Below are 23,995 nucleotides of genomic sequence, written 5' to 3'. Positions count from 1 at the left end.
CCGGCGTGACGATGCCTCGACGTTCAGGAGGCGCGCGGCCGGGCACGCGATGCGGCGAGCTTCTTGTAGAAGGCGGCACGGCTGATGCCGACGCGTGCGGCGGCGTCGGCCACGCGGCCCTCGCAGGCATCGAGGGCCTGGGCGAGGAAGGTGGCTTCGAAGTCGGCGAGGGCTTCGGCGTAGGTGGTGGGGGTGGAATCTGGCGATGGCGGTGTTTGAACTGCGTTGCCCTCTCCCCCTGCCCCTCTCCCGCTCGCGGGAGAAGGGAGCAAACCAACAGCATCACCACCTCCCTCTGGGTGCTCCCCTCTCCCGCCTGCGGGAGAGGGGCCGGGGGAGAGGGCCAGCGCGTCAACACCCGCCACCACCTTCCTCCCCCCCAGCAACGGCGCCAACGTCTCCGCATCCAGATCATCCTCATCGCACAGCAACACCACGCGCTCCAGCACGTTGCGCAGCTCGCGCACGTTGCCCGGCCAGTCGTAGTCACGCAGCAGTGCCAGCGCATCGTCGTTGAGCCCGATCGGATTGCGCTCGGCCCGCAGACACAACTCCTCGATGATCGCGTAGGCCAGCGGCAGCAGATCGGCACGGCGGTCGCGCAGCGGCGGCAGGTCGATCGTCAGCACGTTCAGGCGATAGAACAGGTCGGCACGGAACTGCCCGGCCTGCACCAGCGCGGGCAGGTCGGCGGATGTCGCGGCAATGATGCGCACATCGCTGCGCACGATGCGGTTCGATCCCAACGGTTCGAACTCGCGATCCTGCAACGCGCGCAGCAGCTTGCTCTGCAGCGACAGCGGCATGTCGCCGATCTCGTCGAGAAACAGCGTGCCGCCGTCGGCCAGTTCGAACTTGCCGACGCGGCCCTTGCGGTCCACGCCCGTGTACGCACCGGGTGCGGCGCCGAAGAACTCCACTTCGAGCAAGGTATCGGGAATGGCAGCCACGTTGACCGTGACCAGCGGCTGCTCCGCGCGCGCCGAACCGGCATGGATGCCGTGCGCGAGCAGTTCCTTGCCCGTGCCCGTCTCCCCCAGCAACAGGACCGGAGATTCCGCCAGTGCCGCGCGGCGCGCGTGGCGCTTGACCTCCTGCGCGGCCGGGCTTGTGCCCACGAAGCTTGCAAAGGTGTACTTGGCCCGGCGCGCATGGTCCAGCGAGCGGCGCGCTGCCGCCAGTTCCGATTGCACGCGCGAGTAATGGGCAAAGATCGGCGTCAGGGCCTTGAGTTCGTCGAACAGTGCGAAGCCCACGCCGCCGATGGTGCGGCCGGAGTCGTCCTTGATGGGCAGGCGCGTGACGATCATCGGCTCGCGGTCGGTCTCCAGCAGGTCCAGCAGGATCGGTTTGCCTGTGCTCACCACCTCGCGCATCAGGCTGTTCGGAATGACCTGTTCGCAGTCGAGTCCGATGGCCGCCTGGGGATCGGTGAAGCCAAACCGTGCCGCGTAACGTTTGTTGATCCACACCACGCGCGCGTGCTCGTCCACGACGAACGTGCCCTCGCTGAAATTCTCGAAAGTGCGGAACAACGTCTCCATGGCGCGTCGCGCCACATCGTCGTAGTCGAACAGCAGGGCGCCACCTGGCTCGGCGATCTTTTGCATGGGGGGATTTGTCTCGTTTTCTTATCAGTCTCTGATTGGAGACCGAGTGTCTCACATTGGAGATTTCCGCGCGTTGGGACGCGCTTGCTCTGTCTCAAGGAAGAGACAGGGGCAGCAAGGTTACACTTTCCAAGGCTTTATGCGCCTTTTTCATAACTTTTTGGTGCGGGCACGGAGCCTGCTAAGGAAGCGTCCCCCGGTCCTCTTTCCGGGGGACGCTTCATATTTGGCGGCACCCCGGGCAGCAGACGGCAATCCCAGGCGGCCCGACCGCATTCAAGAACAAGCAATGGAGACCCCATGTCATTTGTAGTAGTGATCGCCGCGCTGGCGTTCCTGATGTTTGCCGCCTATCGCGGCTACAGCGTGATCCTGTTTGCCCCGCTGGCCGCGCTCGGCGCCGTCCTGCTGACCGATCCGTCGGCCGTCGCGCCGATGTTCGCCGGTGTCTTCATGGAGAAGATGGTCGGCTTCGTGAAGCTGTACTTCCCCGTGTTCATGCTCGGTGCCGTGTTCGGCAAGGTCGTCGAACTCTCCGGTTTCTCCGAAGCGATCGTCGCTGCTGCCATCCGCTACATCGGCCGCTCGCGCGCCAATGCCGTGATCGTGGCCGTCTGCGCGCTACTGACCTATGGCGGCGTCTCGCTGTTCGTGGTGGTGTTCGCGGTCTATCCGTTCGCCGCCGAACTCTATCGCCAGAGCAACATTCCCAAGCGGCTGATGCCGGGCGCCATTGCACTGGGCGCGTTCTCGTTCACCATGGATTCGCTGCCGGGTACGCCGCAGATCCAGAACATCATCCCGACCACGTTCTTCAACACCACCTCATGGGCCGCGCCGGTGCTGGGCGTGATCGGCTCGCTGTTCATCATCGCCGTGGGCCTGACGTATCTGGAATGGCGCCGTCGTGCCGCCGCCGCACGTGGCGAAGGCTATGGCACCAACCTGCTCAACGAACCGCAACGCGTGGAAGGCGGCAAGTTGCCGTCGCCGCTGCTGGCCATCCTGCCGCTGATCGTCGTGGGCGTATCGAACTTCTGGCTCACACGCATGATTCCGCTGTGGTACGGCCAGAGCCACACAGTGTCGATGCCGGGCCTGGCCAAGCCGGTGGAAACCAAGATTGCCGGCGTGACCGCCATCTGGGCCGTCGAAGGCGCGCTGATCCTGGGCATTCTCGTGGTACTGGTGACCGCATTCAGCACGGTAAAGGCCCGCTTTGCAGAAGGCACGAAGGCCGCAGTGGGCGGCGCGCTGCTTGCTTCGATGAACACGGCATCGGAATACGGCTTTGGCGGCGTGATCGCCGCGCTGCCCGGCTTCCTCGTGGTCAGCGATGCGCTGCGCAGCATTCCCAACCCGCTCGTCAACGCCGCCGTGTCGGTCAGCACGCTGGCGGGTATCACGGGCTCGGCATCGGGCGGCATGAGCATCGCGCTGGCCGCGATGTCCAACGCTTTCATCCAGGGGGCGCAGGCAGCAAACATTCCGCTGGAAGTGCTGCACCGCGTAGTGTCGATGGCCAGCGGCGGCATGGATACGCTGCCGCACAACGGCGCGGTCATCACGCTGCTGGCCGTGACCGGCCTCACGCACCGCGAGGCGTATCGCGACATCTTCGCCATCACCATCATCAAGACACTGGCCGTGTTCTTCGTGATCGCCGTGTTCTACACGACCGGCCTCGTCTAAGGAATTCGCAATGTTCACCCTGCAAGGCAAGACCGCACTGGTCACCGGCTCCACAAGCGGCATCGGCCTCGGTATCGCCCAGGCACTGGCGCAGGCCGGCGCCAATATCGTGCTGAACGGCTTCGGCGATATCGACGCCGCGCTGGCCTCGATCACTGCCATCGGCGCCAAGGCGATTCACCACCCCGCCGACATGCGCCGCCCAGACGAGATCGCGGCCATGTTCACGCTGGCACAGGAACGCTTCGGCAGCGTAGATATCGTCGTCAACAACGCCGGCATCCAGCACGTGGCACCCGTCGAGGATTTCCCGGTTGAAAAGTGGGATGACATCCTCGCGATCAATCTTTCGTCCGCATTCCACACCACGCGCCTGGCACTGCCGGGCATGCGCGCCAGCAACTGGGGCCGCATCGTCAATATCGCATCCGTACACGGACTGGTGGGCTCGGCAGGCAAGTCCGCCTACGTGGCAGCCAAGCACGGCCTGGTGGGACTGACCAAGGTGACGGCACTGGAAGCCGCCGGCACCGGCGTAACCTGCAACGCCATCTGCCCCGGCTTCGTGCTGACGCCGCTGGTGGCTGCACAGATCGACGCCATCGCCCAGCGCGACGGCATCACCACCGAAGCGGCACAAGCCCGCCTGCTCGCCGACAAGCAACCCTCCGGGCAATTCGTCACCCCGGAACAGCTCGGCAACCTCGTGCTGATGCTGTGCTCGCCGATGGGCGATCAAGTGCGCGGTGCGGCCTGGGCGATGGATGGAGGCTGGACGGCGCAGTAAGCACTACGGTTTTTAATGCAGCACTGAGAGCCCCGGCGGAAGTCGGGGCTTTTTTTGTTTGTGATGGTCTTCAAACGCTGCGGGTTTTCTCCCCAAGCGCCTTGCACGTATCACCTGGCAATCATCGACTAACCCGATCATACGTAAGCATCCACCCGTCGATACCGACGTGTAATGGCTTCCCATTGCCCTGCCTTCCAGAATGAACCTGGGCCGCAGCAAGCCGCTGTCATCGGGACAGCGCGTTGCGGCACGGCATTGCCAGGAGGCCACGCACATGGACGTTCAGACCATCCGGGAGCGCGCGTATGCCACGCCGCTAGTCAGCCCGGCCTACCCGATGGGACCCTACCGGTTCCTACAGCGGGAGTACTTCATCGTCTCGTACCGTACCGATCCGGCGTTGCTGCGCCAGGTGGTGCCCGAACCGCTGCAGGTTGCCGAACCCGTGGTGCACTACGAGTTCATCCGGATGCCGGACTCCACCGGCTTCGGCAGCTACACCGAATCGGGACAGGTGATCCCCGTGACGTTCCAGGGCCACGCCGGCAACTACACCCACTCGATGTTCCTGGACGACCATCCGCCGCTTGCGGGCGGGCGCGAGCTGTGGGGTTTTCCGAAGAAGCTGGCCAACCCCCGCCTGTCGGTCGAGACCGATACGTTGCTCGGCACGCTGGACTACGGCCCGGTACGCGTGGCCACCGGCACGATGGGCTACAAGCACCAGTGCATCGATGCTGACAAGGTGCGCCAGTCACTGGTGACGACGCCGAATTACCTGCTCAAGATCCTGCCCCATGTCGATGGCTCGGCGCGTGTGTGCGAGCTCGTCTGCTACTTCCTTACGGACGTGGAGGTCAAGGGCGCATGGACCGGCCCCGCCGCGCTCTCGCTGTTTCCGCACGCGCTGGCGCCGGTTGCCCAGTTGCCGGTGCTCGAAATCGTCGGCGCGAAGCACTACGTGGCCGACCTGACGCTCGGCCTCGGCGAGGTGGTCTACGACTACCTCCAGCCTTGACGCCGCACACCCTGCATTCCCATTTCCCTTCAGTGCCCCGGTGTCCATGACGGGCGCCGGCAATTCATTCATCCGGAGAACAACATGAAGCTTCAAGGCAAATCGGCCATCGTCACGGGCGCGGCCAGCGGCATCGGCAAGGCCATCGCGGAACTGCTGGCATCCGAGGGTGCGGCGGTCGCCATCGCCGACCTCAACGAGGAAGCAGCGCGCAAGGTGGCCGAGGGCATCGAGGCCAACGGCGGCCGTGCCATCGGCGTGGCGATGGACGTCACCAATGAGGAAGCCGTCGACCGTGCCACCGACCTGGTGGCCGAACAATTCGGCGGTGTCGATATCCTCGTGTCCAATGCCGGCATCCAAATCGTCAACCCGGTGCACGAATACAACTTCGACGACTGGAAGCGCATGCTGTCCATCCATGTGGATGGCGCCTTCCTGACCACGCGCGCCGCGCTGCGCCACATGTACCGCGACAATCGTGGCGGCACGGTGATCTACATGGGTTCGGTCCACTCGCACGAAGCATCCCCGCTCAAGTGCGCCTACGTGACCGCCAAGCACGGCCTGCTGGGTCTGGCGCGCGTGGTGGCCAAGGAAGGCGGCGCGCACAACGTGCGCTCGCACGTGATCTGCCCCGGCTTCGTGCGCACGCCGCTTGTGGACAAGCAGATTCCCGAGCAGGCGCGCGAGCTTGGCATCAGCGAGGAAGAAGTGGTGCGCCGCGTGATGCTGGGCGGCACCGTCGATGGCGTCTTCACCACTGTCGATGACGTGGCGCAGACCGCCCTCTTCCTGTCAGCTTTCCCATCCAACGCGCTGACCGGCCAGTCCTTCGTGGTCAGCCACGGCTGGTACATGCAGTAAGCCGACTGCGCCCCGCTGTCATGAATCATGAAGCGAGAGCGGGGCAAATGACCCATGGCTCAAGGAATCGAACATGTTCCACGAAAAGCAGGACCTGCAGGGGTCTTCCGGCACAGCCACCGCGCGCCTGGAAATCGACCGGGGATATGCCGTCAAGGCGCTCGTGCTGCAAGGTGGCGGCGCGCTGGGCGCCTATCAGGCAGGCGTCTATGAGGGCCTGGCCGAAGCGGGCATCGAACCGAACTGGGTGGCGGGCATCTCGATTGGTGCGCTGAACGCAGCCATCATCGCGGGCAATGCACCGGGGCAGCGCGTGGCCCGGCTACGCGAATTCTGGGCGCATATCTGCCGGCAGCCGTGGCTGCCCAGCCTGTTTCCCTACGAGATGATGGCCGACAGCGCGCAGCACTGGCCCGATCCGCTGCGCATCTGGTTCGACGGCATCGAGGCGGCCCGGGCGCTCGTGGAAGGCCAGCGCGGCTTCTTCTCGCCGCGCGTCTGGCCCACCGGTTTCGCGCAACCTTCGGCGATCAACAGTGCGAGTTACTACGACACCACGCCGTTGAAAACCACACTGGAGCGCTTTGCCGATTTCGATCGCATCAATCGTCACGAAGAGATGCGCGTGTCGGTGGGTGCGGTCAATGTGCGCAACGGCAACTTTGTCTACTTCGACAATACGCAGATGCGCCTGCGCGCCGAACACTTCATGGCTTCCGGCGCGCTGCCGCCCGGCTTTCCGGCCGTGGAAATCGATGGCGAGCACTACTGGGATGGCGGACTCGTCTCCAACACCCCGCTCTCCGTGATCCTGAAATCGCAGCCGCGCCGCAACGCGCTGATCTTCCAGGTGGACCTGTGGAGCGCGCAAGGCGCCCTGCCGCATACGCTCGCGGATGTGGCCACGCGGCAGAAGGACATTCAGTATTCCAGCCGCACACGCTTCATCACCGACTACATGAGCGAGCAGCAGAATTTCCGTCGCCTGCTTGCCGATGTGCTGGCACTGGTACCGCCGCAACGCCGCGAAACCGACGCCTACCGTCAGGCGGCGGCAAGCGCGTGCGATGCGCGCCACAACGTGATTCAGTTGATCTATCGCGACAAGTCGTTCGAAGGCAGCGCGAAGGATTTTCAGTTCGGACCACTGACGATGGCCGAGCACTGGAAGAGCGGGCGCGAGGATATCCGCGGGACCCTGCTGCATCCGGAATGGCTGGCCATGCCGACGCACGACAATCCGTTCGTCTCGCACGACATCCACCGCCAATAGCCTCCGCCTGATTCAGTAGCCCGGCGCCCACTGCGGCGCCGTTCCCGATTCCGCTCCCATGTGGCGGCGCTGCGCCGTTGTTGCAGGCTCGCGCATCATGGGCAGTTCAAGCTCCAGTTCCAGCGCCATCTTCACCAGATCCGCGAATGTGCGGGCCGCCATCTTGCGCATGGCACGGCTGCGGTGGATCTTGATGGTCACCTCGCTGATGCCGATGGTGGCCGCGATCTGCTTGTTCATGAGTCCGGACGCGGCCAGCGTCATGACTTCGCGCTCCCGGTCACTGAGCGTGGCCAGCCGCGAGCGCAGATCGTCGCTGCATTGCAGGACGTGCCGCTTCTTGCGGTCAGCGGAAATGCCTTCCGCCACGGCGTCGAGCAAGTCCTGGTCCCGGAACGGCTTGGGCAGGAAATCCACCGCGCCAGCCTTCATCGCCCGCACCGACATCTCGATATCGCCATGGCCCGTGATGAACACCACGGGCAGGCACATGCCGCGCCGCTCCATCTCGCGCTGTACCTCCAGTCCATTGGTGCCGCGCAGCCGCACGTCCATGACCACACATCCTGGCGCCGTATCGATGGTGGTCGTCAGGAACGCCTCGGCCGAGAGAAACGCGCGCGTGCGCAGGCCCACGGACCGAAGCAGGTCCTGCAAGGCGTCATTCATGCCCACATCGTCATCGACGATGTAGACCACAGGTTCACAGGCCGCGCGGCCACCAGCAGGATTCGAGGGCGATGCTTTCACGATGCAACTCCGGATTTCGGAAGGGCTTGAGACTTATGTGCGCATCGGTCAGATGAAACCGGGAAGATATGTTGCATCCGCCATGCGCCTTATATAGGGCAAGTCTATGCAGCGCTGCAGGGCGTCACAAGCCACGCTGGGGGGAAGCGGCGTTTCCGATTGCGCACCAATCGTGCGGTGCGCGCAAACACGAAAAGATGGACGAAAAAAAACCGGCGCCCCCGGAGGTGGAAGGCGCCGGCCAACGGGATGAAGACGGTGCTTCAGGCGTAGCTGATCTCGGGGTCTCCAGCGGCCAGCGCCTGCTCGCGATCGGCGGCGGGTGGGTAGATCCACTGCGTGTTGATCATGATCTTGCGTTCCTTGCCCTCGGCGCGTACGAGCTTGACCTGTCGATCCCAGCCTTCGGTGTAGACCGCGCCCCAGCTACCAAGATCGAGACAGGTGGCGTAGAACGCCTGGCGATACGCCTTCGTCGGCAGGCCCAGCAGATCCGCTGCGACGTTGTAGCCGGCAAAGCGCCCCATGAACAGCGCGTGCTGGCACGACATCAGCGAGTAGTGGCCGTCGTCATCGGTCAGCGCACGCACCACGTCACCGGCGCCGAAGACATCCTTTGCACCGGTCACGCGGAGATCCTCGGTCACTTCCAGGCGACCCTGTCGATCGACGGTCGGCACCACCTGCGTGGTGAGCGCGCTGGCCACCATGCCGCCCGTCCAGATCACGGTGGCGGCATCGATGCGCTCGCCCGTGGCAGTCACCACGCCATTTGCATCGAACGACACCACGCCGCCGCCAATACGGGTCTCGATATTCAGTTGCTCCAGCGCCTCCACAATCTGCGGGCGCGGACCGGGGCCGAGATCGGGACCGATGGCATCGGCGCGTTCGACGATGACGATGCGCGGACGCATGGTGTCGCCAAAGATCTTGCGCAGCCGCTCCGGCAATTCCGTTGCCACTTCCAGACCGGTAAAGCCACCGCCCACGACGACGAACGTGTTGCGCGCCGCGGTGTCGGGCTTTGATGCAAGACCCTCCAGGTGCTCGCGCAGCTTCACGGCCTCGTCGAGCTGATCCACGGCGAACGCGTGTTCGGCCAGGCCCGGCAGCGGCGGACGGAACAGGCGGCTGCCGCTGGTCAGCACCATGCGGTCATAGGGGAACGCTAGCGTCTGGCCCGTGGCCGTCTGGATGTCGACGATGCGATCCGACGGATGGATACGCTCCACCGTGCCCTCGATGAACTTCACGTTGATGGCATTCAGGATCGGCAGGAACGGTACGGCCATCTGCTCGGGATGCGTCTCGTGCAGACGCGGCCGCACATGGAGTTCGGCACGCGGCGACACCAGCGTGATTTCCACGTCGTCAGCCTTGTCGCCTTGCTGGTCGACAACGCGCGCGGCACCGAGTGCCGTCCACAGTCCGGCAAAGCCGCCGCCAATGATCAGGATCTTTCGTGTCATGGTTGTCCTCTCGTATTCAGTACTCGGGTAATCGGGTGGAAATGCAAGGCAAACGTCTCCCCTTTCCGGGACGCCATCGCGCCGGTCAATGAGAAGACAGGAGGGGGAAAGCGACGGGCACGGCCAGACGCAGCCGTGCCTGTGGGACAGCGGGCTACTTTTCCAGTGTCAGGATCGGCGCGCCCTGCTTCTTGAGGAGGAAGACGACGAACTTCGCCTTCTTGGTCTTGCTGGCATTGCGGCCCACCGTGTGGACATCATCGGGGCCTTCGTAGAAGGTGTCGCCGGGTTTCAGCGTCACCTCCTTGCCGCCCTTCACACCCATCACGATGCTGCCTTCGAGCACGTAGATGAAACCGTGCGCGTCGTGGCGATGCACGGGATCGGCACCGCCTGGCCCGTATTCCACGACGATCATCTGCACTTCCTTGCCGGGGTAGTCAGCCAGCGGCTTCACGAGCAGGTCCTTCACCTGCACATCGTCCGTCGCGGCGTGTGCGGCCGGGGCCGCCATCAGCACCGACAGCGCCACCGCCGCCGTCATGGATAGAAGCGCTTTCATGGCATTACTCCAGGTTGGCCTTGTCAAGGCCGAACGCCTTGTCCGACGATCCCGGCACGATGCGGAATGCTACGTTCAGGCGGTTCCATGCGTTGATCGAACCGACCAGGAACGTCAGGTCCGACAATTCCTTCTCGCTGAACTGCGTCAGCACGCGCTCGTAGATGTCGTCAGGCACACCCTGGGCGCCCAGATGCGTCACGGCCTCGGCCCACGCCAACGCGGCACGCTCGCGCGGCGCGAACAGCGTGGACTCGCGCCAGATAGCCACGTGGTAGAGGCGCAGCTCGCGCTCACCGTGAATCTTGGCCATCTTGGTGTGCATGTCCACGCAGAATGCGCAACCGTTGAGCTGGGACGCGCGGATCTCCACCAGTTCGCGGATATGCGGCTCGATCGTGGTCTTCTGGAACAGTGCGCCGAGCTCCATGAGCTTGCGGGACAGTTCCGGCGATTGTTCGAAGAAGTTAATACGTTGCGTCATGATTCCTCCTGGTGGACTGATGGGAGCGATGACATCCTGCATCGCACGAGATGCATCGTAGGTGTTGGCGGCGCGACGCGGTAGTGCCGCCGAGGAGCCCACTCTGTTGCCGGCCGCGCACCAATCACAACGGCTGCGCACCTGTGCCGCGAGCCGCTCAGACCAGCACCGTGATCACGCTGTGCATGCCCTCGCGCGCCAGCTTTGCATAGGGGCACATGCGCTCGGTGTTGCGTACCAGTTCCTCGGCCACCGCCTTCTCCACGCCCGGCAGCCGAACGCAAATCTCGGCCGTCAGCGCATAGCCGCCATCGACCGGGTCGCGCCCGAACGCAACCTGCACGACCACCGTGATGCCTTGCACCTCGATACGTTCGCGTCGCGCAATCAGGCTGAGTGCCCCGTGAAAGCAGGCGGCAAAGCCCGCCGCAAAGAGTTGCTCGGGATTGGTGCCACCGCCCGGGCCACCCAGCGCCGCGGGCAGGCGCAGGTCGAGAACAAGGTTGCCATCGTCGGACCGGGCCACGCCCGATGCACGGCCATGCGCCGCTTCGCCGCCGGATACCGTCACCGTCGTCGAGTAAAGCGGCGTAAAACCTTCACCGTGGTATCGGTCGAGCAACGTCAGCGGTGGGGGTTGAAGGTGTGCTTCCTTTTCCATGAAGTCTCCTCCGGCGCCGGGTTTATTTTTTCTGGGACGTCCGCATCCATTCCTCGAAACCGATGCGGCCCAGGCGTGCCTGGCCTTCCGGTACGAGCGTGCCTTCCTGCAGGTCGGCGCCGAAGTAGCGCGCTGCAGGATCGGGGGCAACGGTGCGCTTGTCGCCGATGGCCGTGAGATAGCGCTGCACAAGGTCGCTCATCTTGAATCGCTCGGGGCCGGCGATCTCGACGATGCCGTTGACGGGTGCAGCCAGCGCGGCGTCGGCCACGGCTTCCGCCACATCGTCGGAAGAAATCGGCTGGATCAGCGCAGTGGTGATCGGAACGGCGTCTCCCTCACCCGCCGACTGCGCGATGGCGCCGAGGAATTCGAGGAATTGCGTCGCACGCACGATCGTGAACGGTATTCCCGCGCGGCGGATCAGTGCTTCCTGCGCATTCTTGGCGCGGAAGTAGCCGCTCTGTTCGAGCTTGTGGGTGCCCACCACCGAAAGCGCCACATGGTGCGCCACGCCAGCGGCCTTCTCCGCCTCAGCCAGGTTGCGGCCCGAGGTCTCGAAGAAGTTCAGCACGGCCGTGTCTTCAAAGGACGGCGAGTTGGCCACATCGACCACGACCTTTGCCCCGGCCAGCGCCTGTGCCAGCCCTTCGCCGGTCAGCGCGTTGACACCATTCTTCGGCGAGGCAGCCACCACCTCATGGCCCTGCGCCACCAGCCGCGCCACCACTTTCGTACCAATCAGTCCCGTACCGCCAATCACAACGATCTTCATGATGCTCCTCCGTCTGCGAAAAATGGAATGACTCCATGCTCATGCTAGGCATTGGTCCTGGCACGCACCAGACCGACGCATGGCGCACGGTGTTTCCCATTTCGCACCAATCAAGGATCGAGGATCGTGGTGCGGAAGCGGTTGCAAGAGGCGCCTAGCGATTCACCTTGAGCCGGTATTCGCTCGGCGACAACCCGAAGTGCCGCTGGAAGGCCACGCGCATGCGCTCCTCGCTGCCGAAGCCGCAATCGCGCGCGATCAGGTCGATGGGACGGGTCGGGTCCTGAAGCAGCCGGCGCGCCGCTTCCATGCGGAAATGCTCCACGCCCTTGGCCGGGGTGCGCCCCGTCTTTTCCTTGTAGACGCGCGCAAAGTTGCGCGGACTCATGCCCACATGCTCGGCCAGTTGCTCCACGCCGAGCGCTTCGCAAGACAGGTTCTGCACGATCCACAAATGCAGCGATTCGAAGACCGGCACCTGCCGGCTTTGCGAGATCAGGATCTCGCTCAACTGCGGCTGGCCGCCCGGCCGCTTCATGTACACGGCCAGTTCCTTGGCAGAGTTGAGCGCCACCTCGTGGCCGTAGTCGGCCTCCACCATCGCCAGCGCCAGGTCGATGCCGGTGGTCACGCCAGCCGAGGTCCACAGGTTCTGCTGTTGCACGAAGATCGCGTCGGGATCGAGGTCGACCGTGGGAAACAGTTCGCGAAAGCGGTCGAGCATGGCCCAGTGCGTGGTGGCGCGCTTGCCGTCGAGCAGCCCGGCATAGGCCAGCAGGAACGCCCCGCTGCACACCGACGCCACGCGCCGCACCGTGCCCGATGCCGAATGCAGCCAGGCGATCAGCGGCGCGGAGTTGCGCGCCACCTGGAGGATGTCCGGCGAGCCCGGCACGATCACCGTATCGATCACGCGCGGATCGTAGGTGCCGATCGCCTCGGTCTGCATCACCGTGCCTTCCACCGATGCCATCACCCCGCCGTCAAAGCTCGCGGTCAGGCAACGGTAGCCCGCCATGCCGCGCGCACGGGCGTAGTTGCTGGCAGCCCAGAACACGGTCTGAGGGCCGGCAAGGTCGAGAAGGCTCACATCGGGGTATGCCACAAACAGAATGTTGCGTGGCATGTCGTCAGCGGTCCCTGAAACGGGGGGCAGGTTGGAATCCATGGGGGGCGGGGCGGAGGGCAATCGAAGGTAGTGCAACCGGACGGTTTCCGGCTATGCGCATGATACGCAACTTGCGCACCTGTGCCACCGGCCGCCTCATGGGCACACGGAACATGTCTAACTCCATCCTCGAATCGGGAAATGCCAGGACACTGCGAGGCGGCGATTCTGAGGCCGCGGCCGGTCCGTCACAAGGCACGAGGACGGGAGCCACTGTTTCCAATTTTTCACCAATCGGGATTTCGGACTGCCAAGGGTGCACCGCGCGGCAGAATTACTGGCAGAAAAACAGGGAACGCTGTCATTTACGGCAAACGCACGCGAAATTACCATCTTTTTGCCGCTTCGCGGTCAGGGTGTGTACGGAGGAGGTTTTTCCGGCACCCGCTGAAACAGAGAGATTCCGAAATGAATGCAGTACGTGTGGCGGTGATGTTTTTTTGCAATGCGAGGCCGCGCTCGCTGCCTGACTCCGCCCCATGCCCGCCATGCAGCCTGAACACGTAAACCGCCTGGGCATCCTCGGCCGATCCGTGGCGATGATCGTCCACGAGGCCATGCAGCCGATGGCGTCGGTCGTCACGCGCGGGCAGGCAGCCCTTCGATGGATGCGGCAGGACACGCCGGACACCGCGGCAGCCATCGCCTCGCTGGAGCGCATGGTCAGCGATGCACAGCGCGCAGCGGCAGTGCTTGCCGAACTGCGCTCGCTGGCGTCTCCTCCCTCGGTCGCCGCGCGCCCACGCGAGCGGTTGCCGCTCAATGGGCTGCTGCGCGATACCGTGCGATGGTTCGACGAGGAGTTGCGCCGTCAGCAGGTGCGTCTGCAGGTGGACCTGCCGCCCGACGATGTGTGCGTGACCGCCGACCGCACCGCGTTGCGCCAGGTATTCCTGAACCTGCTGCTCAATGCACTGGAAGCGATGGCGGACTGCCCGGCGGACGCGCGGGCGGTGTCGGTGACGCTCGCCGTCATGGACGGATCCGCCGAGGTGGCGATCGTCGACGCGGGCTGCGGCATCGCGCCGGACGCCGCCGATACGCTATTCCGCGCCTTCTACACCACCAAGCGCGATGGCATGGGCATGGGCCTGGCGATCTGCCATCGCATCGTCACGACGCACGGCGGCAGCATCCACGCAGAGAGCCAGCCGGGAGGCGGCGCGCGCTTCGTGGTGCGCCTGCCGCTGGCCAGTACGCCCTCCGATCCGCATCACGATCCAGACGCGCCTCAGGCTGCTTCCTGAGCCGCGGCGAGATACCCGTGGATCTGCGAAACCACCGCGGCCCCTTCGCCCACGGCGGTGGCCACGCGCTTGGTCGATCCGGACCGCACGTCGCCGATGGCGAACACGCCGGGCACGCAGGTCTCGAGCGTATGCGTGGGCAGTCCGGCATGCGTGCCGGTCAGCACGAAACCCTTTTCATCCACCTTCACCCGGCAACCGCCGAGCCATCCCGTATTGGGCTCGGCGCCCGTGAACAGGAAGACATGTTGTACGGCCTTTGTTTCCCGCACGCCCGTATCGCGATGCCGCAGCACGGCACCCGTGAGCTTGCCCTCCCCGAGCAGATCCGCCACCTCGGTGCGCGTATGCACGGTGATATTGGGCTGCGCTGCAATGCGGTCGATCAGGTAGCGCGACATGCTCTGCTCCAGGCTGTCCGCCCGGATCACCACATGCACATGCGCGGTATGCGTGCCGAGAAACACCGCCGCCTGTCCGGCCGAGTTGCCGCCGCCCACCAGCACCACCTCCTGCTGCGCGCAGAGCCGCGCTTCCACGGGCGATGCCCAGTAATAGATGCCATGTCCTTCGAAATCCGCGCGATGCGGAATCGGCGGACGGCGATAGGCCGCGCCCGAGGCGATGATGACCGTGCGCGCCTGGATCACGTCTCCGGTCCTGGTCAGCAAGCGATGGATCGATCCGCATTCGAGCCGCTCCACTTCCACCGGACTGGCAATGTGGGCCCCGAACTTCTGGGCCTGGGCATGGGCATTGGTCGTCAGCGCCTGACCGGAAATGCCGGCCGGAAAGCCCAGGTAATTCTCGATGCGCGCGCTGGCACCGGCCTGGCCGCCCGGCGACAGCGCGTCGAGCACGATCACGCGCAGGCCCTCGGATGCCGCATAGACTGCAGACGCCAGCCCCGCCGGACCCGCGCCGATGATGGCGACGTCGTAGACCAGTGTGGCATCGATCTCCGGCAGCAGTCCCAGGCAGCCGAGCACCTGCTTGATGTCGGGGCGGCGCAGCACGCTGCCGTTGGGACAGATGACGAGTGGCAGATCGGACGGCGACGCTTCGAACTTGCCAAGCGTGGCGGCAGCGCCCGCATCCACATCGATATCGAGCAACGAGTACGGATAGTTCTGGCGACGCAGGAAGGCCTGCAGGTCGAGCAGCGCGGGATCGCTGCCGTGCCCGATCAGCGTCGGACCCCGGCCGCGCTGGATCAGCCCCGCGCGACGCAGCAGCAGTGCCTGCATGATCATCTCGCCGAGCATGGCTTCGGCCACCATCAATGCGCGCAGGCAGGCCGGGCGCACGACGATGGCACGCACATCCTCCACCGCAACGGCGTCCACCATTTCCGGCATGCCCGAGAGGTGGCCGATATCGGCCGAGAAATTGCCGGGACCATGTTCGGTGACCAGCGCGCTGTCGCCAATGCCATCGGGCTGCATGATGCGCACGCGCCCTTCGAGCACCAGCAGCATCCCGATGGCCGGATCGCCGGGACGCACCACGGTCTCACCAGCACGCCACGTGCGCTCGCTGCCATAGGGCGTGATACGCGCGATATCGGCATCCGACAAGTGCGGATGCATCTGCTGGCGATTATTGAGGGCGTGATTGATTGGGGCGTTGGCGGATTCCATGGCGGCACGCTCTGCGGTGAAGTTGTCCTTGCAAGCAGCGTAGCAGCGCGCGTCGTCCACCTCACTCATGCACTCGGACGCACCAGTAGTACTTACGTATGCGTGCCTGCCATGCACGGATTCTCCGCCTGCCTCCCAAGCCAGTCCCAGCCTGGGATTCCAGCGCCCACCCCATGCATTGTCCATTTTCGGAAACGCCAGTGATGCCAGACAAGAACCAATCCCCGCCGTCACCCGACGCGGCATCGGGCCCGACATCGGACACACTCGACCGCGCGTTCCGCATCAGCCTGCCCAACCGCGCCGATGCGCTATCCACCAGTTTCGCTGCCAGCTATGCCGGCATCATGGCGTTCATGGCGGTAGCCAGCGAAGGCAGCTTTGCACGCGCCGGCGAGCGGCTCGGCATTGGACGCTCGGCAGTCAGCCGCAACGTGCAGAAGCTGGAGACACAGCTCAGCACACGGCTGTTCCTGCGCACTACGCGCACGACGCAACTCACGCGCGAAGGCCAGCGCTTCTACGAGAACTGCAGCCAGGGCGTGACGCATATCGTCGAGGCGATGAACGACATGCTCGAACTGCGCGAAGGCCCGCCGCGCGGCCTGATCCGCATCAGTTCGACGGTTGGCTTCGGCCGCAAGATCGTGGCACCGCTGCTCGACAAGTTCATGACCGCGTACCCCGACATCGCCGTGGACCTGCTGCTCGACGACCGCCCCACGGACTTCGCCGCCGACCAGATCGACATCGCCTTCCGCAACGGCCGCATCGAAGACTCGAGCATCATCGCCCGGCAACTGATCCCGATGCAGATGGCGCTGTGCGCGGCGCCTTCCTATGTGCGCACGCACGGGCTGCCGCAGACGCTGGAAGATCTACGCCACCACCACTGCATCAATTTCCGCTTTGCCAGCGGGAGAATCTTCGAATGGGAGTTCAAAGTGGATGGCCGCGTGCGCAAGTACATGCCCACAGCGCGCCTCACCTTCAACGACGCAGACCTCGTGCTCGACAGCGTACTGCGCGGCTGGGGCATCGCGCAGGTCGCCGGCTACCAGATCTGCGACCACCTGGCCGCCGGCGAACTCGTGGTGGCGCTAGGCGCCCACATGCCCGACGATCGCGGCCACTACATCTGCTACCTGAGCCGCCAGCACCTGCCCACCCGCATCCGCGTGTTCATCGACTTCATGATCGAGCACATCCGCGCACTGCAGTTGAACTGCCTGACGCATTTCAATGCGGAGGACGGACCGATGGCGGCGTGAAGGACTGGCAGGTACGAATGAACTGCACTTAATAAAAAACCCCGGGAGACCCGGGGTTCTTCATGGACTGGCTGAGTAACTTGCCGATCAGGCGAAGTTCTTTGCAGCGAAGTCCCAGTTCACAACGTTCCAGAATGCCTCGACGTACTTCGGACGGGCGTTGCGGTAGTCGATGTAGTAGGCGTGTTCCCACACGTCGCAGGTCAGCAGTGCCTTGGCATCGGTGGTCAGCGGCGTGGCGGCGTTCGAGGTGGACACCAGGTCCAGCGAGCCGTCGGCCTTCTTGACCAGCCAGGCCCAGCCCGAACCGAAGGTGCCGACGGCAGTCTTCGTGAACTCTTCCTTGAACTTGTCGAACGAGCCCCACTTGGCGTTGATCGCGTCGGCCAGGGCGCCGGTCGGTTGACCACCGCCGTTCGGCTTCATCGATTCCCAGTAGAACGTGTGGTTCCACACCTGGGCTGCGTTGTTGAACACGCCACCCGACGACTTCTTGACGATCTCTTCGAGCGATGCGTTCTCGAAGTCCGTACCCTTGATCAGGTTGTTCAGGTTCGTGACGTACGTCTGGTGATGCTTGTCATGGTGGAACTCCAGCGTCTCCTTCGAGACGTGCGGAGCCAGGGCATCATGGGCGTAGGGAAGCGGGGGGAGCTTGTGTTCCATTGTTCTGTCTCTAGGTTTTGGTGGGGAGAATTGCCGATTGTAGGTGACTTGCCAGACCCGCGCAAACGACGCCGGAAAGCCCCCTGGGGTCATGTTAGTTTCGCCCGCATCGATTGAGAATCAGTCGCAGTGTGACTGCATCGGCCGCATTCAGAACGTGCCGAGCTTGGTTTGCACACCAGCGATTTCCAGGTCTGCAGTACCTTCGGCGAGATGGGCCTCGACGATACTTCCGGCACGCAACGCATGAGGCGAACGCAGCGCGTGACCACGGCTATCGAGCAGTACCGCGTAGCCACGCTCCAATGTGCGCTGAGGCGCGAGCAGTTCCAGCGCCCCGGATACGCGAGCCAGGCGTTGCGCCTCGCGTTCGTGGCGGCGCTCGGCTGCCGCGTCGAGCCGGTTGGCCAGCCGGTCCACGGTGGCCTGGGCCGCAACGGTGTCCGGCTTGCACGCACGCCAGCGCATGGCTAGCACATCATGGCGATGGCGCTGCGCGGACACCGTATCGCGCAAAGCCGCGCGCAGATGCCGCGAGAGGTTGTCCACGTGCGCGCGTCGCTCCTGCAGTTGCGCCTGCGGGCTGCGCAGCCTGCGGCCCAGCCACTCCAGGTGCTGGGCGCGGCGTTCCATCTGCCGGTCCATGCTCTGCGCCAGCGCGTCACGTGCGCGGCGTGCCGCCTGCAGCAGGTGCGCGCGATCCGGGCTGACCAGTTCGGCCGCACCAGTGGGCGTGGGTGCGCGCACGTCGGCAACGAAATCGGCAATCGTGAAATCGGTTTCGTGGCCGACGCCCGACACCACCGGCAACCGGCTGCGCGCCACGGCATGGGCCACCACTTCCTCGTTGAACGACCAGAGATCCTCGATGCTGCCGCCGCCCCGGCACAGGATCAGCACGTCGCACTCGTCACGCGCGTTGGCCGCGTCGAGCATGGCAGCGATCTTCTCGGCGGACCCCGCACCCTGCACCGGCGCGGGGTATACGATCACCGGCACATGCGGGGCACGTCGCTGCAGCGTGGTCAGCACATCGCGCATGGCTGCTGCCTGCAGGGAAGTCACCACACCAATCGCACGAGGGTGCGCAGGAATCGCGCGCTTGCGTTCGGCATCAAACAGACCGGCCTGCGCGAGTTTCTCCTTGAGCCGCAGAAAGGCTTCGTAGAGATTGCCCAGCCCCGCGCGGCGCATGGCTTCCACGCCGAGCTGCAGTTCGCCGCGCGCCTCGTACATCGACACCACGGCGCGCACTTCCACCGCCTCCCCCTCGCGCGGCGTGAAGTCCACGTGCTGGTTGCGGCCTCGAAACATCACGCAGCGGATTTGCGCCCGCGCATCCTTTAGCGAGAAATACCAGTGCCCGCTGGCGGCGCGTGTGAAGTTGGAGATCTCTCCCCTGACCCAGGACAACGGAAAGCTGCGCTCGAGCACGCCGGCAATCGCGTGATTCAGTTCACTGACGGGAATCACCTCGCGTGTCCGCATGGGCGGCTGAGACGGCGCAAAACGCGAAAGGTTCTCGTTCTCTGGCATGGTGAACAGCCGCTCAGGCGGCGTGCGATGGACATGTCCACAGCATAACGGGTATGTCAAGAGGCATGGGTCATGTCGCACGTGGTTCCGTGCAGCCCGCATGGCAAGGCACAAGCCATTGATTCTTATGAATTTTCCGGCGAAGCTAAAAAACAGGCAATGTAAGAGAAAACCTTACGCGTCAACCACTTACCCAAATCGCAGGCGGCTTGTTCACAAAGTTATCCACAGCAACTTTGGATAAATGATTTGTCAAGAGCCCCAGCTGTGGACAACGTATACGCCGGCATCAAATCCACTCCCTGGCAACACGCTTTGCGAAGCAGACGGAACGTGCTCGGAATCGACCCAGCTCCCGCAGGTTTGCGCAATTTTTAGGCAATCCGGCACGGCTCCATAGCAATCAAGGGTTTACGTCGCTTCTCCCGCGCTTATCCACAGCCCTTCCACAAACCTCCACGGCGCGAATGTGGAAATCGGCCTGGCCGAGGCCAACCCTGGCGCACTGCGCCGTGGAGGCCGTCTGCACAATATTTACGCAGCCGCGCAATTCTCTTTATCAATCAATGAGTTGCGACGGTTCTCCGAAAGCTTTCCACAGCCGGTCCACAGCACTATCCCTTCCGATTGTGGATAGCCGTCCCGAGAGATGGGCGAGCACACCCGAAACGCATTCGGAACAAGCAGAATACGGCATCTGCACAAAAAATAGGCAGGACCCATCACTTCCTTTGCATTCAATGGCTTAGGAAGCTTTTCCGTCGCCTGTCCACAGCCGGTCCACATAACTGTCCAGCTTTGGTGTGGAAAGCCGCAGACAGCACGCGCCGGAGTGGCTTGCCGCTGTCCCGTGCGCGGGGTAGAGTGGCGCCTGAAATTTTTTCGAGCATTGCCGCTGCGCAGCCTGAACTGGCGCGCATCAAAGGCTGCCGCGTAGTCCGGTTCATCCAGGCGTTTTATTTCGGGTCTGTCGTTCGTCCGTAGATTTCGGGGGTCCACGTGTTTTCCATCATTCAAGCGGCCGGCTGGCCGATCTGGCCATTGCTGCTCGCCTCGGTCATCGCACTGGCGCTGATCGTCGAACGTTTCATTTCCCTCAAGCGCGGCAAGATCCTGCCGCCGCGGATCTATGACGAGGCGCTGTCCGCTGCCCAGCAGCGCAAGGCCACGCCCGAGGTCGTCAACAACATCGAGAAGAATTCCCCGCTGGGCCGCGTGCTGGCCGCCGGCCTGCGCCACGTGGTACTGCAGCCGCAGACCTCGCGCGACGCCGCCAAGGACGTGGTCGAGGAAGCCGGCCGCGCCGTGGCCCATGACCTGGAGCGCTACCTGAACGCGCTCGGTACGATCGCTTCAGTGGCACCGCTGATGGGCCTGCTGGGCACCGTCATCGGCATGATCGAGATCTTCGGCAGCCAGGGCGGCACGGGGGCCAATCCCGAGCAACTGGCCCATGGCATTTCCGTGGCGCTGTACAACACCGCCTTCGGCCTGATCGTGGCGATTCCCGCCCTGGTCTTTTGGCGCTACTTCCGTCGCCTGGTCGATGACTACGTGGCCGAACTGGAATTCCGCGCCACCGCATTCCTCGACGCCATCCTGCCCCAGCGGCGGGCCTGACGCGCACCGGATACCGTCATGCGCTTCCGTTCCCGCCAGCGGCGCGAGGAGCCGGAGATCAACCTGATCCCGCTCATCGACGTGCTGCTCGTGATCCTGATCTTCCTGATGATCACGACCACGTACTCGCGCTACACCGAACTGCAGATCCAGTTGCCCACCGCCGATGCCGAGCAGGCGCAGCAGCGCCCGTCCGAGATCGTGGTATCGATTTCGGCACGCGGCGTCTACTCCATCAACAAGCACGTCATGGAGCAGAAGGACGTCACGAGCCTGGCCGATCAACTGCGCAACGCCGCAGGCCCGACCGGCAACGGCCCGCCGCCCGTGGTAATCGTCAACGCCGACGCCCAGGCCACGCACCAGGCCGTGATCAATGTGATGGAAGCCGCCCGCGTAGCCGGGTTGTCGCGGCTGACTTTCGCCACGCAGGCGTCGCAGTCGCGTTGACACGCTGACGCAGCAGGCCCCGCGCCGCGCGCCGATGGACGGCAAACTTGCCGCATGCGCTGCGCAGTGCCCATAATGTCTGCATTCGACTGATGCCACCCTCGCGGTGGCATCGTCCTTCTCCATCGATCCCCTTCATGCCCGCTCCCCGACACACCCTTGCCGAGTTCGTCACCGCCCAGTGGCAACGCCGCGGCTGGTTTGCCTGGCTGATGTGGCCGCTCTCGCTGCTGTTCGGGCTGATCGCGCGCATCCGGCGCCATGGCTACCGGCAGGGCTGGTTCAAGTCCACGCGCCTGCCGATGCCGGTCATCGTGGTGGGCAATGTCACCGTGGGCGGCACCGGCAAGACCCCGGCCGTGATTGCGCTGGCCCATGCGCTGGCCGATGCGGGACTGCGCCCCGGCGTGGTCTCGCGCGGCTACGGGGTGACGCTGAAGCATCCGCGCCGCGTCAAACCCACATCGCAGGCCAAGGACGTCGGCGACGAGCCGCTGCTGATCGCGCGCGCCACCGATGTGCCGGTCTGGGTCTTCCCGGACCGCGCGCTGTGCGCACAGACGATGCTGGTCTCGCACCCGGGCGTGAACGTGCTGCTGCTCGACGATGGCCTGCAACACTACCGCCTGCAGCGCGACTTCGAAATCGTCATGTTCGATGGCCGCATGGGTGGCAACGGCATGCTGCTGCCGGCCGGCCCACTGCGCGAGCCGCTCTCCCGGCCGCGCGATGCCACGCTGATCAACGACCCGAACTTCAAGGCCATGCCGGACAAGCCCGATGTCTACGGCATGCGCCTGGAACTGGGCGAGGCGTGGCAACTGGCGGATCCCACGATGGTCCGCCCGCTGTCGCAGTTCGCCGGCCGGCGCGTGCTGGCTGCGGCGGGCATTGGCAACCCGGAACGCTTCTTCGCCAGCCTGCGCGGCGCGGGGGTCTCGCTGGCCACCACGCTGCCGCTGCCGGACCACTATGACTTCGCCGATGACCCGTTCGTCGGCAACGATGATGCGCTTGCTGCAGAGGTGATCCTGATCACAGAGAAGGATGCCGTAAAATGCGAGCGCTTCGACGACCCGAGGATCTGGGTCGTACCCACCACGCCCGTGATTGATGCGGGCCTGATCGACAAAATCCGCCGCGCCGTGATGGCGCGCAACCCGGCCGTCGCCACACCCGTTACCACGGGGCAATCCACAGGCGCGGCCAACGGTATCGACAAGGAACACCAGGATGGACAACCGGCTGCTTGAAATCCTCGTCTGCCCGCTTTGCAAGGGCAAGCTGGAATACGACCGCGCCGCCCAGGAACTGATCTGCCACGCCGACAAGCTGGCCTATCCGATTCGCGACGGCATTCCGGTCATGCTGGCCGACGAGGCCCGCCAGTCGGTGCCCGGCCGCGTGGTGGAACCCTCGGGCAACTGACCGGCCCGTATCGCATCATGAGCCTTCCCGTTTTTACCGTCGTGATTCCGGCCCGGCTGGCCTCCACGCGGTTGCCGAACAAGCCGCTGGCCGATATCGGCGGACATCCGATGATCGTGCGCGTGGCCGAACGTGCGCATGCCTCATCGGCACAACGCACCGTGGTGGCCACGGATTCGCCCGAAGTGGCCGCTGCCTGCGCCGCCCATGGCGTGGAAGCCGTGATCACGCGTGCCGATCATCCGTCGGGCACCGACCGCCTGTCTGAAGTAGCCTCCCTGCTCGGCCTGCCCGACGACGCCATCGTCGTGAACGTGCAGGGCGACGAGCCGCTGATCGAGCCGACGCTGATCGACGAAGTGGCGCTCCACCTGGCTGCCCATCCCGATTGCGCGATTGCCACGGCAGCGCATGCGCTGTCCGATATCGCCGAAGTGTTCAATCCGAACGTGGTCAAGGTGGTGTGCGACCAGGCCGGTCGTGCGCTGTACTTCTCGCGTGCGCCGATTCCGTGGGCACGCGATGCGTGGTCCGGCGTGCCGGCCCAGCCAGCCGCCACCGCCGAGGTGCCGCTGCCGGACATGCCGGTGCTGCGCCATATCGGGATTTACGCCTACCGCGCCGGCTTCCTGCGCCGCTTTCCGACGCTCGCCATCTCGCCGATCGAGCAGGTCGAGGCCCTGGAACAGTTGCGCGCGATGTGGCACGGCGAGCGGATTGGCGTGATGGTAACGGCCGCTGCGCCCGCGCCGGGTGTGGATACGCCGGTTGACCTGGAACGTGTGCGTGCATTGTGGGCGCAGGGCATGGCCCAGGACGGACCCTGACCGGGCAGGCGCCCGTTGACCATGGTTGTCCGCCGAAGTTCATACTGCTGCAACCTGCATGCAGGCCGAATCACGGCGGCCCATGGCATAATGCCTGCCGATACAGAGCCTCTGGCCGCGCCCGCGTGGCCGCAAAGGCTCGGTGGGGAGATAGAGAGCGAGCCAGCCCGGTGCGCACCGCTGACCAA

23 protein-coding genes are annotated in these 23,995 nt (G+C 64.6%); 12 read left to right on the top strand and 11 right to left on the bottom strand.

Going from position 1 to position 23,995, the window contains the following annotated elements; genetic code table 11:
* Window positions 1–23: 23 nt before the first annotated feature.
* Window positions 24–1,610: a sigma-54-dependent Fis family transcriptional regulator gene (locus GA566_RS02925; RefSeq protein ID WP_160471572.1), complete on the bottom strand. Its 1,587-nt coding sequence runs from the start codon at window positions 1,608–1,610 to the stop codon at window positions 24–26.
* 300 nt (window positions 1,611–1,910) lie between these two features.
* Between GA566_RS02925 and GA566_RS02920 the strand changes: the two genes are divergently transcribed.
* The 5 genes from GA566_RS02920 (at window position 1,911) to GA566_RS02900 (ending at window position 7,250) form a co-directional block, all read left to right on the top strand.
* On the top strand, window positions 1,911–3,302 hold the full coding sequence (locus GA566_RS02920) for a GntP family permease (RefSeq protein ID WP_137926838.1): 1,392 nt from the start codon (window positions 1,911–1,913) through the stop codon (window positions 3,300–3,302).
* A 10-nt stretch (window positions 3,303–3,312) separates the two neighbouring features.
* A complete protein-coding gene (locus tag GA566_RS02915) occupies window positions 3,313–4,089 on the top strand; it encodes a 3-hydroxybutyrate dehydrogenase (RefSeq protein WP_160471570.1) in 777 nt (258 codons plus the stop codon).
* Window positions 4,090–4,366: 277 nt separating this feature from the next.
* Window positions 4,367–5,110, top strand: coding sequence for an acetoacetate decarboxylase (locus GA566_RS02910; protein WP_137926836.1), 744 nt, complete (start codon window positions 4,367–4,369; stop codon window positions 5,108–5,110).
* A gap of 84 nt (window positions 5,111–5,194) precedes the next feature.
* Window positions 5,195–5,977 (top strand): 3-hydroxybutyrate dehydrogenase, encoded by a 783-nt coding sequence (locus GA566_RS02905; RefSeq protein ID WP_137926835.1) that lies wholly within the window; start codon window positions 5,195–5,197, stop codon window positions 5,975–5,977.
* A 73-nt stretch (window positions 5,978–6,050) separates the two neighbouring features.
* Window positions 6,051–7,250 carry a patatin-like phospholipase family protein gene (locus tag GA566_RS02900; protein ID WP_160471568.1) on the top strand — a complete coding sequence of 400 codons (1,200 nt, stop codon included), beginning with the start codon at window positions 6,051–6,053 and terminating at the stop codon, window positions 7,248–7,250.
* Window positions 7,251–7,262: 12 nt separating this feature from the next.
* Here GA566_RS02900 and GA566_RS02895 read toward each other — a convergent pair whose 3' ends face one another.
* The 7 genes from GA566_RS02895 to GA566_RS02865 all read right to left on the bottom strand — a co-directional run bounded on the left by GA566_RS02895 (window position 7,263) and on the right by GA566_RS02865 (window position 13,080).
* Window positions 7,263–8,000: a response regulator gene (locus tag GA566_RS02895; protein ID WP_346809968.1), complete on the bottom strand. Its 738-nt coding sequence runs from the start codon at window positions 7,998–8,000 to the stop codon at window positions 7,263–7,265.
* A 263-nt stretch (window positions 8,001–8,263) separates the two neighbouring features.
* Complete coding sequence (locus GA566_RS02890) at window positions 8,264–9,472, bottom strand: NAD(P)/FAD-dependent oxidoreductase (RefSeq protein WP_160471566.1); 1,209 nt, start codon at window positions 9,470–9,472, stop codon at window positions 8,264–8,266.
* Between the two features lie 154 nt (window positions 9,473–9,626).
* Window positions 9,627–10,034 carry a cupin domain-containing protein gene (locus GA566_RS02885; protein WP_137926832.1) on the bottom strand — a complete coding sequence of 136 codons (408 nt, stop codon included), beginning with the start codon at window positions 10,032–10,034 and terminating at the stop codon, window positions 9,627–9,629.
* A gap of 4 nt (window positions 10,035–10,038) precedes the next feature.
* Complete coding sequence (locus GA566_RS02880; RefSeq protein ID WP_137926831.1) at window positions 10,039–10,518, bottom strand: carboxymuconolactone decarboxylase family protein; 480 nt, start codon at window positions 10,516–10,518, stop codon at window positions 10,039–10,041.
* Between the two features lie 157 nt (window positions 10,519–10,675).
* Window positions 10,676–11,179 carry an Ohr family peroxiredoxin gene (locus tag GA566_RS02875; RefSeq protein ID WP_137926830.1) on the bottom strand — a complete coding sequence of 168 codons (504 nt, stop codon included), beginning with the start codon at window positions 11,177–11,179 and terminating at the stop codon, window positions 10,676–10,678.
* A gap of 22 nt (window positions 11,180–11,201) precedes the next feature.
* Window positions 11,202–11,954, bottom strand: a complete 753-nt coding sequence (locus GA566_RS02870) for an SDR family oxidoreductase (protein ID WP_160471565.1) — start codon at window positions 11,952–11,954, stop codon at window positions 11,202–11,204.
* 154 nt (window positions 11,955–12,108) lie between these two features.
* On the bottom strand, window positions 12,109–13,080 hold the full coding sequence (locus tag GA566_RS02865) for a GlxA family transcriptional regulator (protein WP_237380029.1): 972 nt from the start codon (window positions 13,078–13,080) through the stop codon (window positions 12,109–12,111).
* Window positions 13,081–13,601: 521 nt separating this feature from the next.
* On the opposite strand from GA566_RS02865, the gene GA566_RS02860 reads away from it, so the two are divergent.
* A complete protein-coding gene (locus GA566_RS02860) occupies window positions 13,602–14,369 on the top strand; it encodes a sensor histidine kinase (protein WP_160471561.1) in 768 nt (255 codons plus the stop codon).
* Here the strand turns inward: GA566_RS02860 and GA566_RS02855 are convergent.
* Window positions 14,354–16,078: a cyclic nucleotide-binding domain-containing thioredoxin-disulfide reductase gene (locus GA566_RS02855; protein ID WP_160471560.1), complete on the bottom strand. Its 1,725-nt coding sequence runs from the start codon at window positions 16,076–16,078 to the stop codon at window positions 14,354–14,356. The two genes, GA566_RS02860 and GA566_RS02855, sit on opposite strands and share 16 nt — an antisense overlap.
* A 134-nt stretch (window positions 16,079–16,212) precedes the next feature.
* On the opposite strand from GA566_RS02855, the gene GA566_RS02850 reads away from it, so the two are divergent.
* Window positions 16,213–17,280: a LysR family transcriptional regulator gene (locus GA566_RS02850; RefSeq protein ID WP_160471558.1), complete on the top strand. Its 1,068-nt coding sequence runs from the start codon at window positions 16,213–16,215 to the stop codon at window positions 17,278–17,280.
* A gap of 87 nt (window positions 17,281–17,367) precedes the next feature.
* Here the strand turns inward: GA566_RS02850 and sodB are convergent, their stop codons facing one another.
* A complete protein-coding gene (sodB, locus tag GA566_RS02845; protein WP_137927714.1) occupies window positions 17,368–17,946 on the bottom strand; it encodes a superoxide dismutase [Fe] in 579 nt (192 codons plus the stop codon).
* A gap of 150 nt (window positions 17,947–18,096) precedes the next feature.
* A complete protein-coding gene (gene xseA / locus GA566_RS02840; RefSeq protein ID WP_160471556.1) occupies window positions 18,097–19,482 on the bottom strand; it encodes an exodeoxyribonuclease VII large subunit in 1,386 nt (461 codons plus the stop codon).
* Window positions 19,483–20,481: 999 nt separating this feature from the next.
* Between xseA and GA566_RS02835 the strand changes: the two genes are divergently transcribed.
* The 5 genes from GA566_RS02835 (at window position 20,482) to kdsB (ending at window position 23,807) form a co-directional block, all read left to right on the top strand.
* Complete coding sequence (locus tag GA566_RS02835; protein ID WP_137927712.1) at window positions 20,482–21,102, top strand: MotA/TolQ/ExbB proton channel family protein; 621 nt, start codon at window positions 20,482–20,484, stop codon at window positions 21,100–21,102.
* Window positions 21,103–21,120: 18 nt separating this feature from the next.
* Window positions 21,121–21,552 (top strand): biopolymer transporter ExbD, encoded by a 432-nt coding sequence (locus GA566_RS02830; RefSeq protein ID WP_160471554.1) that lies wholly within the window; start codon window positions 21,121–21,123, stop codon window positions 21,550–21,552.
* A 137-nt stretch (window positions 21,553–21,689) separates the two neighbouring features.
* Entirely contained in the window at window positions 21,690–22,805 is a 1,116-nt protein-coding gene (lpxK, locus tag GA566_RS02825; RefSeq protein ID WP_160471552.1) for a tetraacyldisaccharide 4'-kinase, read from the top strand.
* Window positions 22,786–22,980: a Trm112 family protein gene (locus tag GA566_RS02820; RefSeq protein ID WP_137927709.1), complete on the top strand. Its 195-nt coding sequence runs from the start codon at window positions 22,786–22,788 to the stop codon at window positions 22,978–22,980. The genes lpxK and GA566_RS02820 overlap by 20 nt, the downstream gene beginning before the upstream one ends.
* A 17-nt stretch (window positions 22,981–22,997) precedes the next feature.
* A complete protein-coding gene (gene kdsB / locus GA566_RS02815; RefSeq protein WP_160471550.1) occupies window positions 22,998–23,807 on the top strand; it encodes a 3-deoxy-manno-octulosonate cytidylyltransferase in 810 nt (269 codons plus the stop codon).
* The last annotated feature ends 188 nt before the right edge of the window (window positions 23,808–23,995 follow it).

Source organism: Cupriavidus sp. SW-Y-13, from assembly GCF_009793345.1.
GTDB lineage: Bacteria > Pseudomonadota > Gammaproteobacteria > Burkholderiales > Burkholderiaceae > Cupriavidus.
This window is presented reverse-complemented; position numbering and strand designations above follow the sequence as displayed.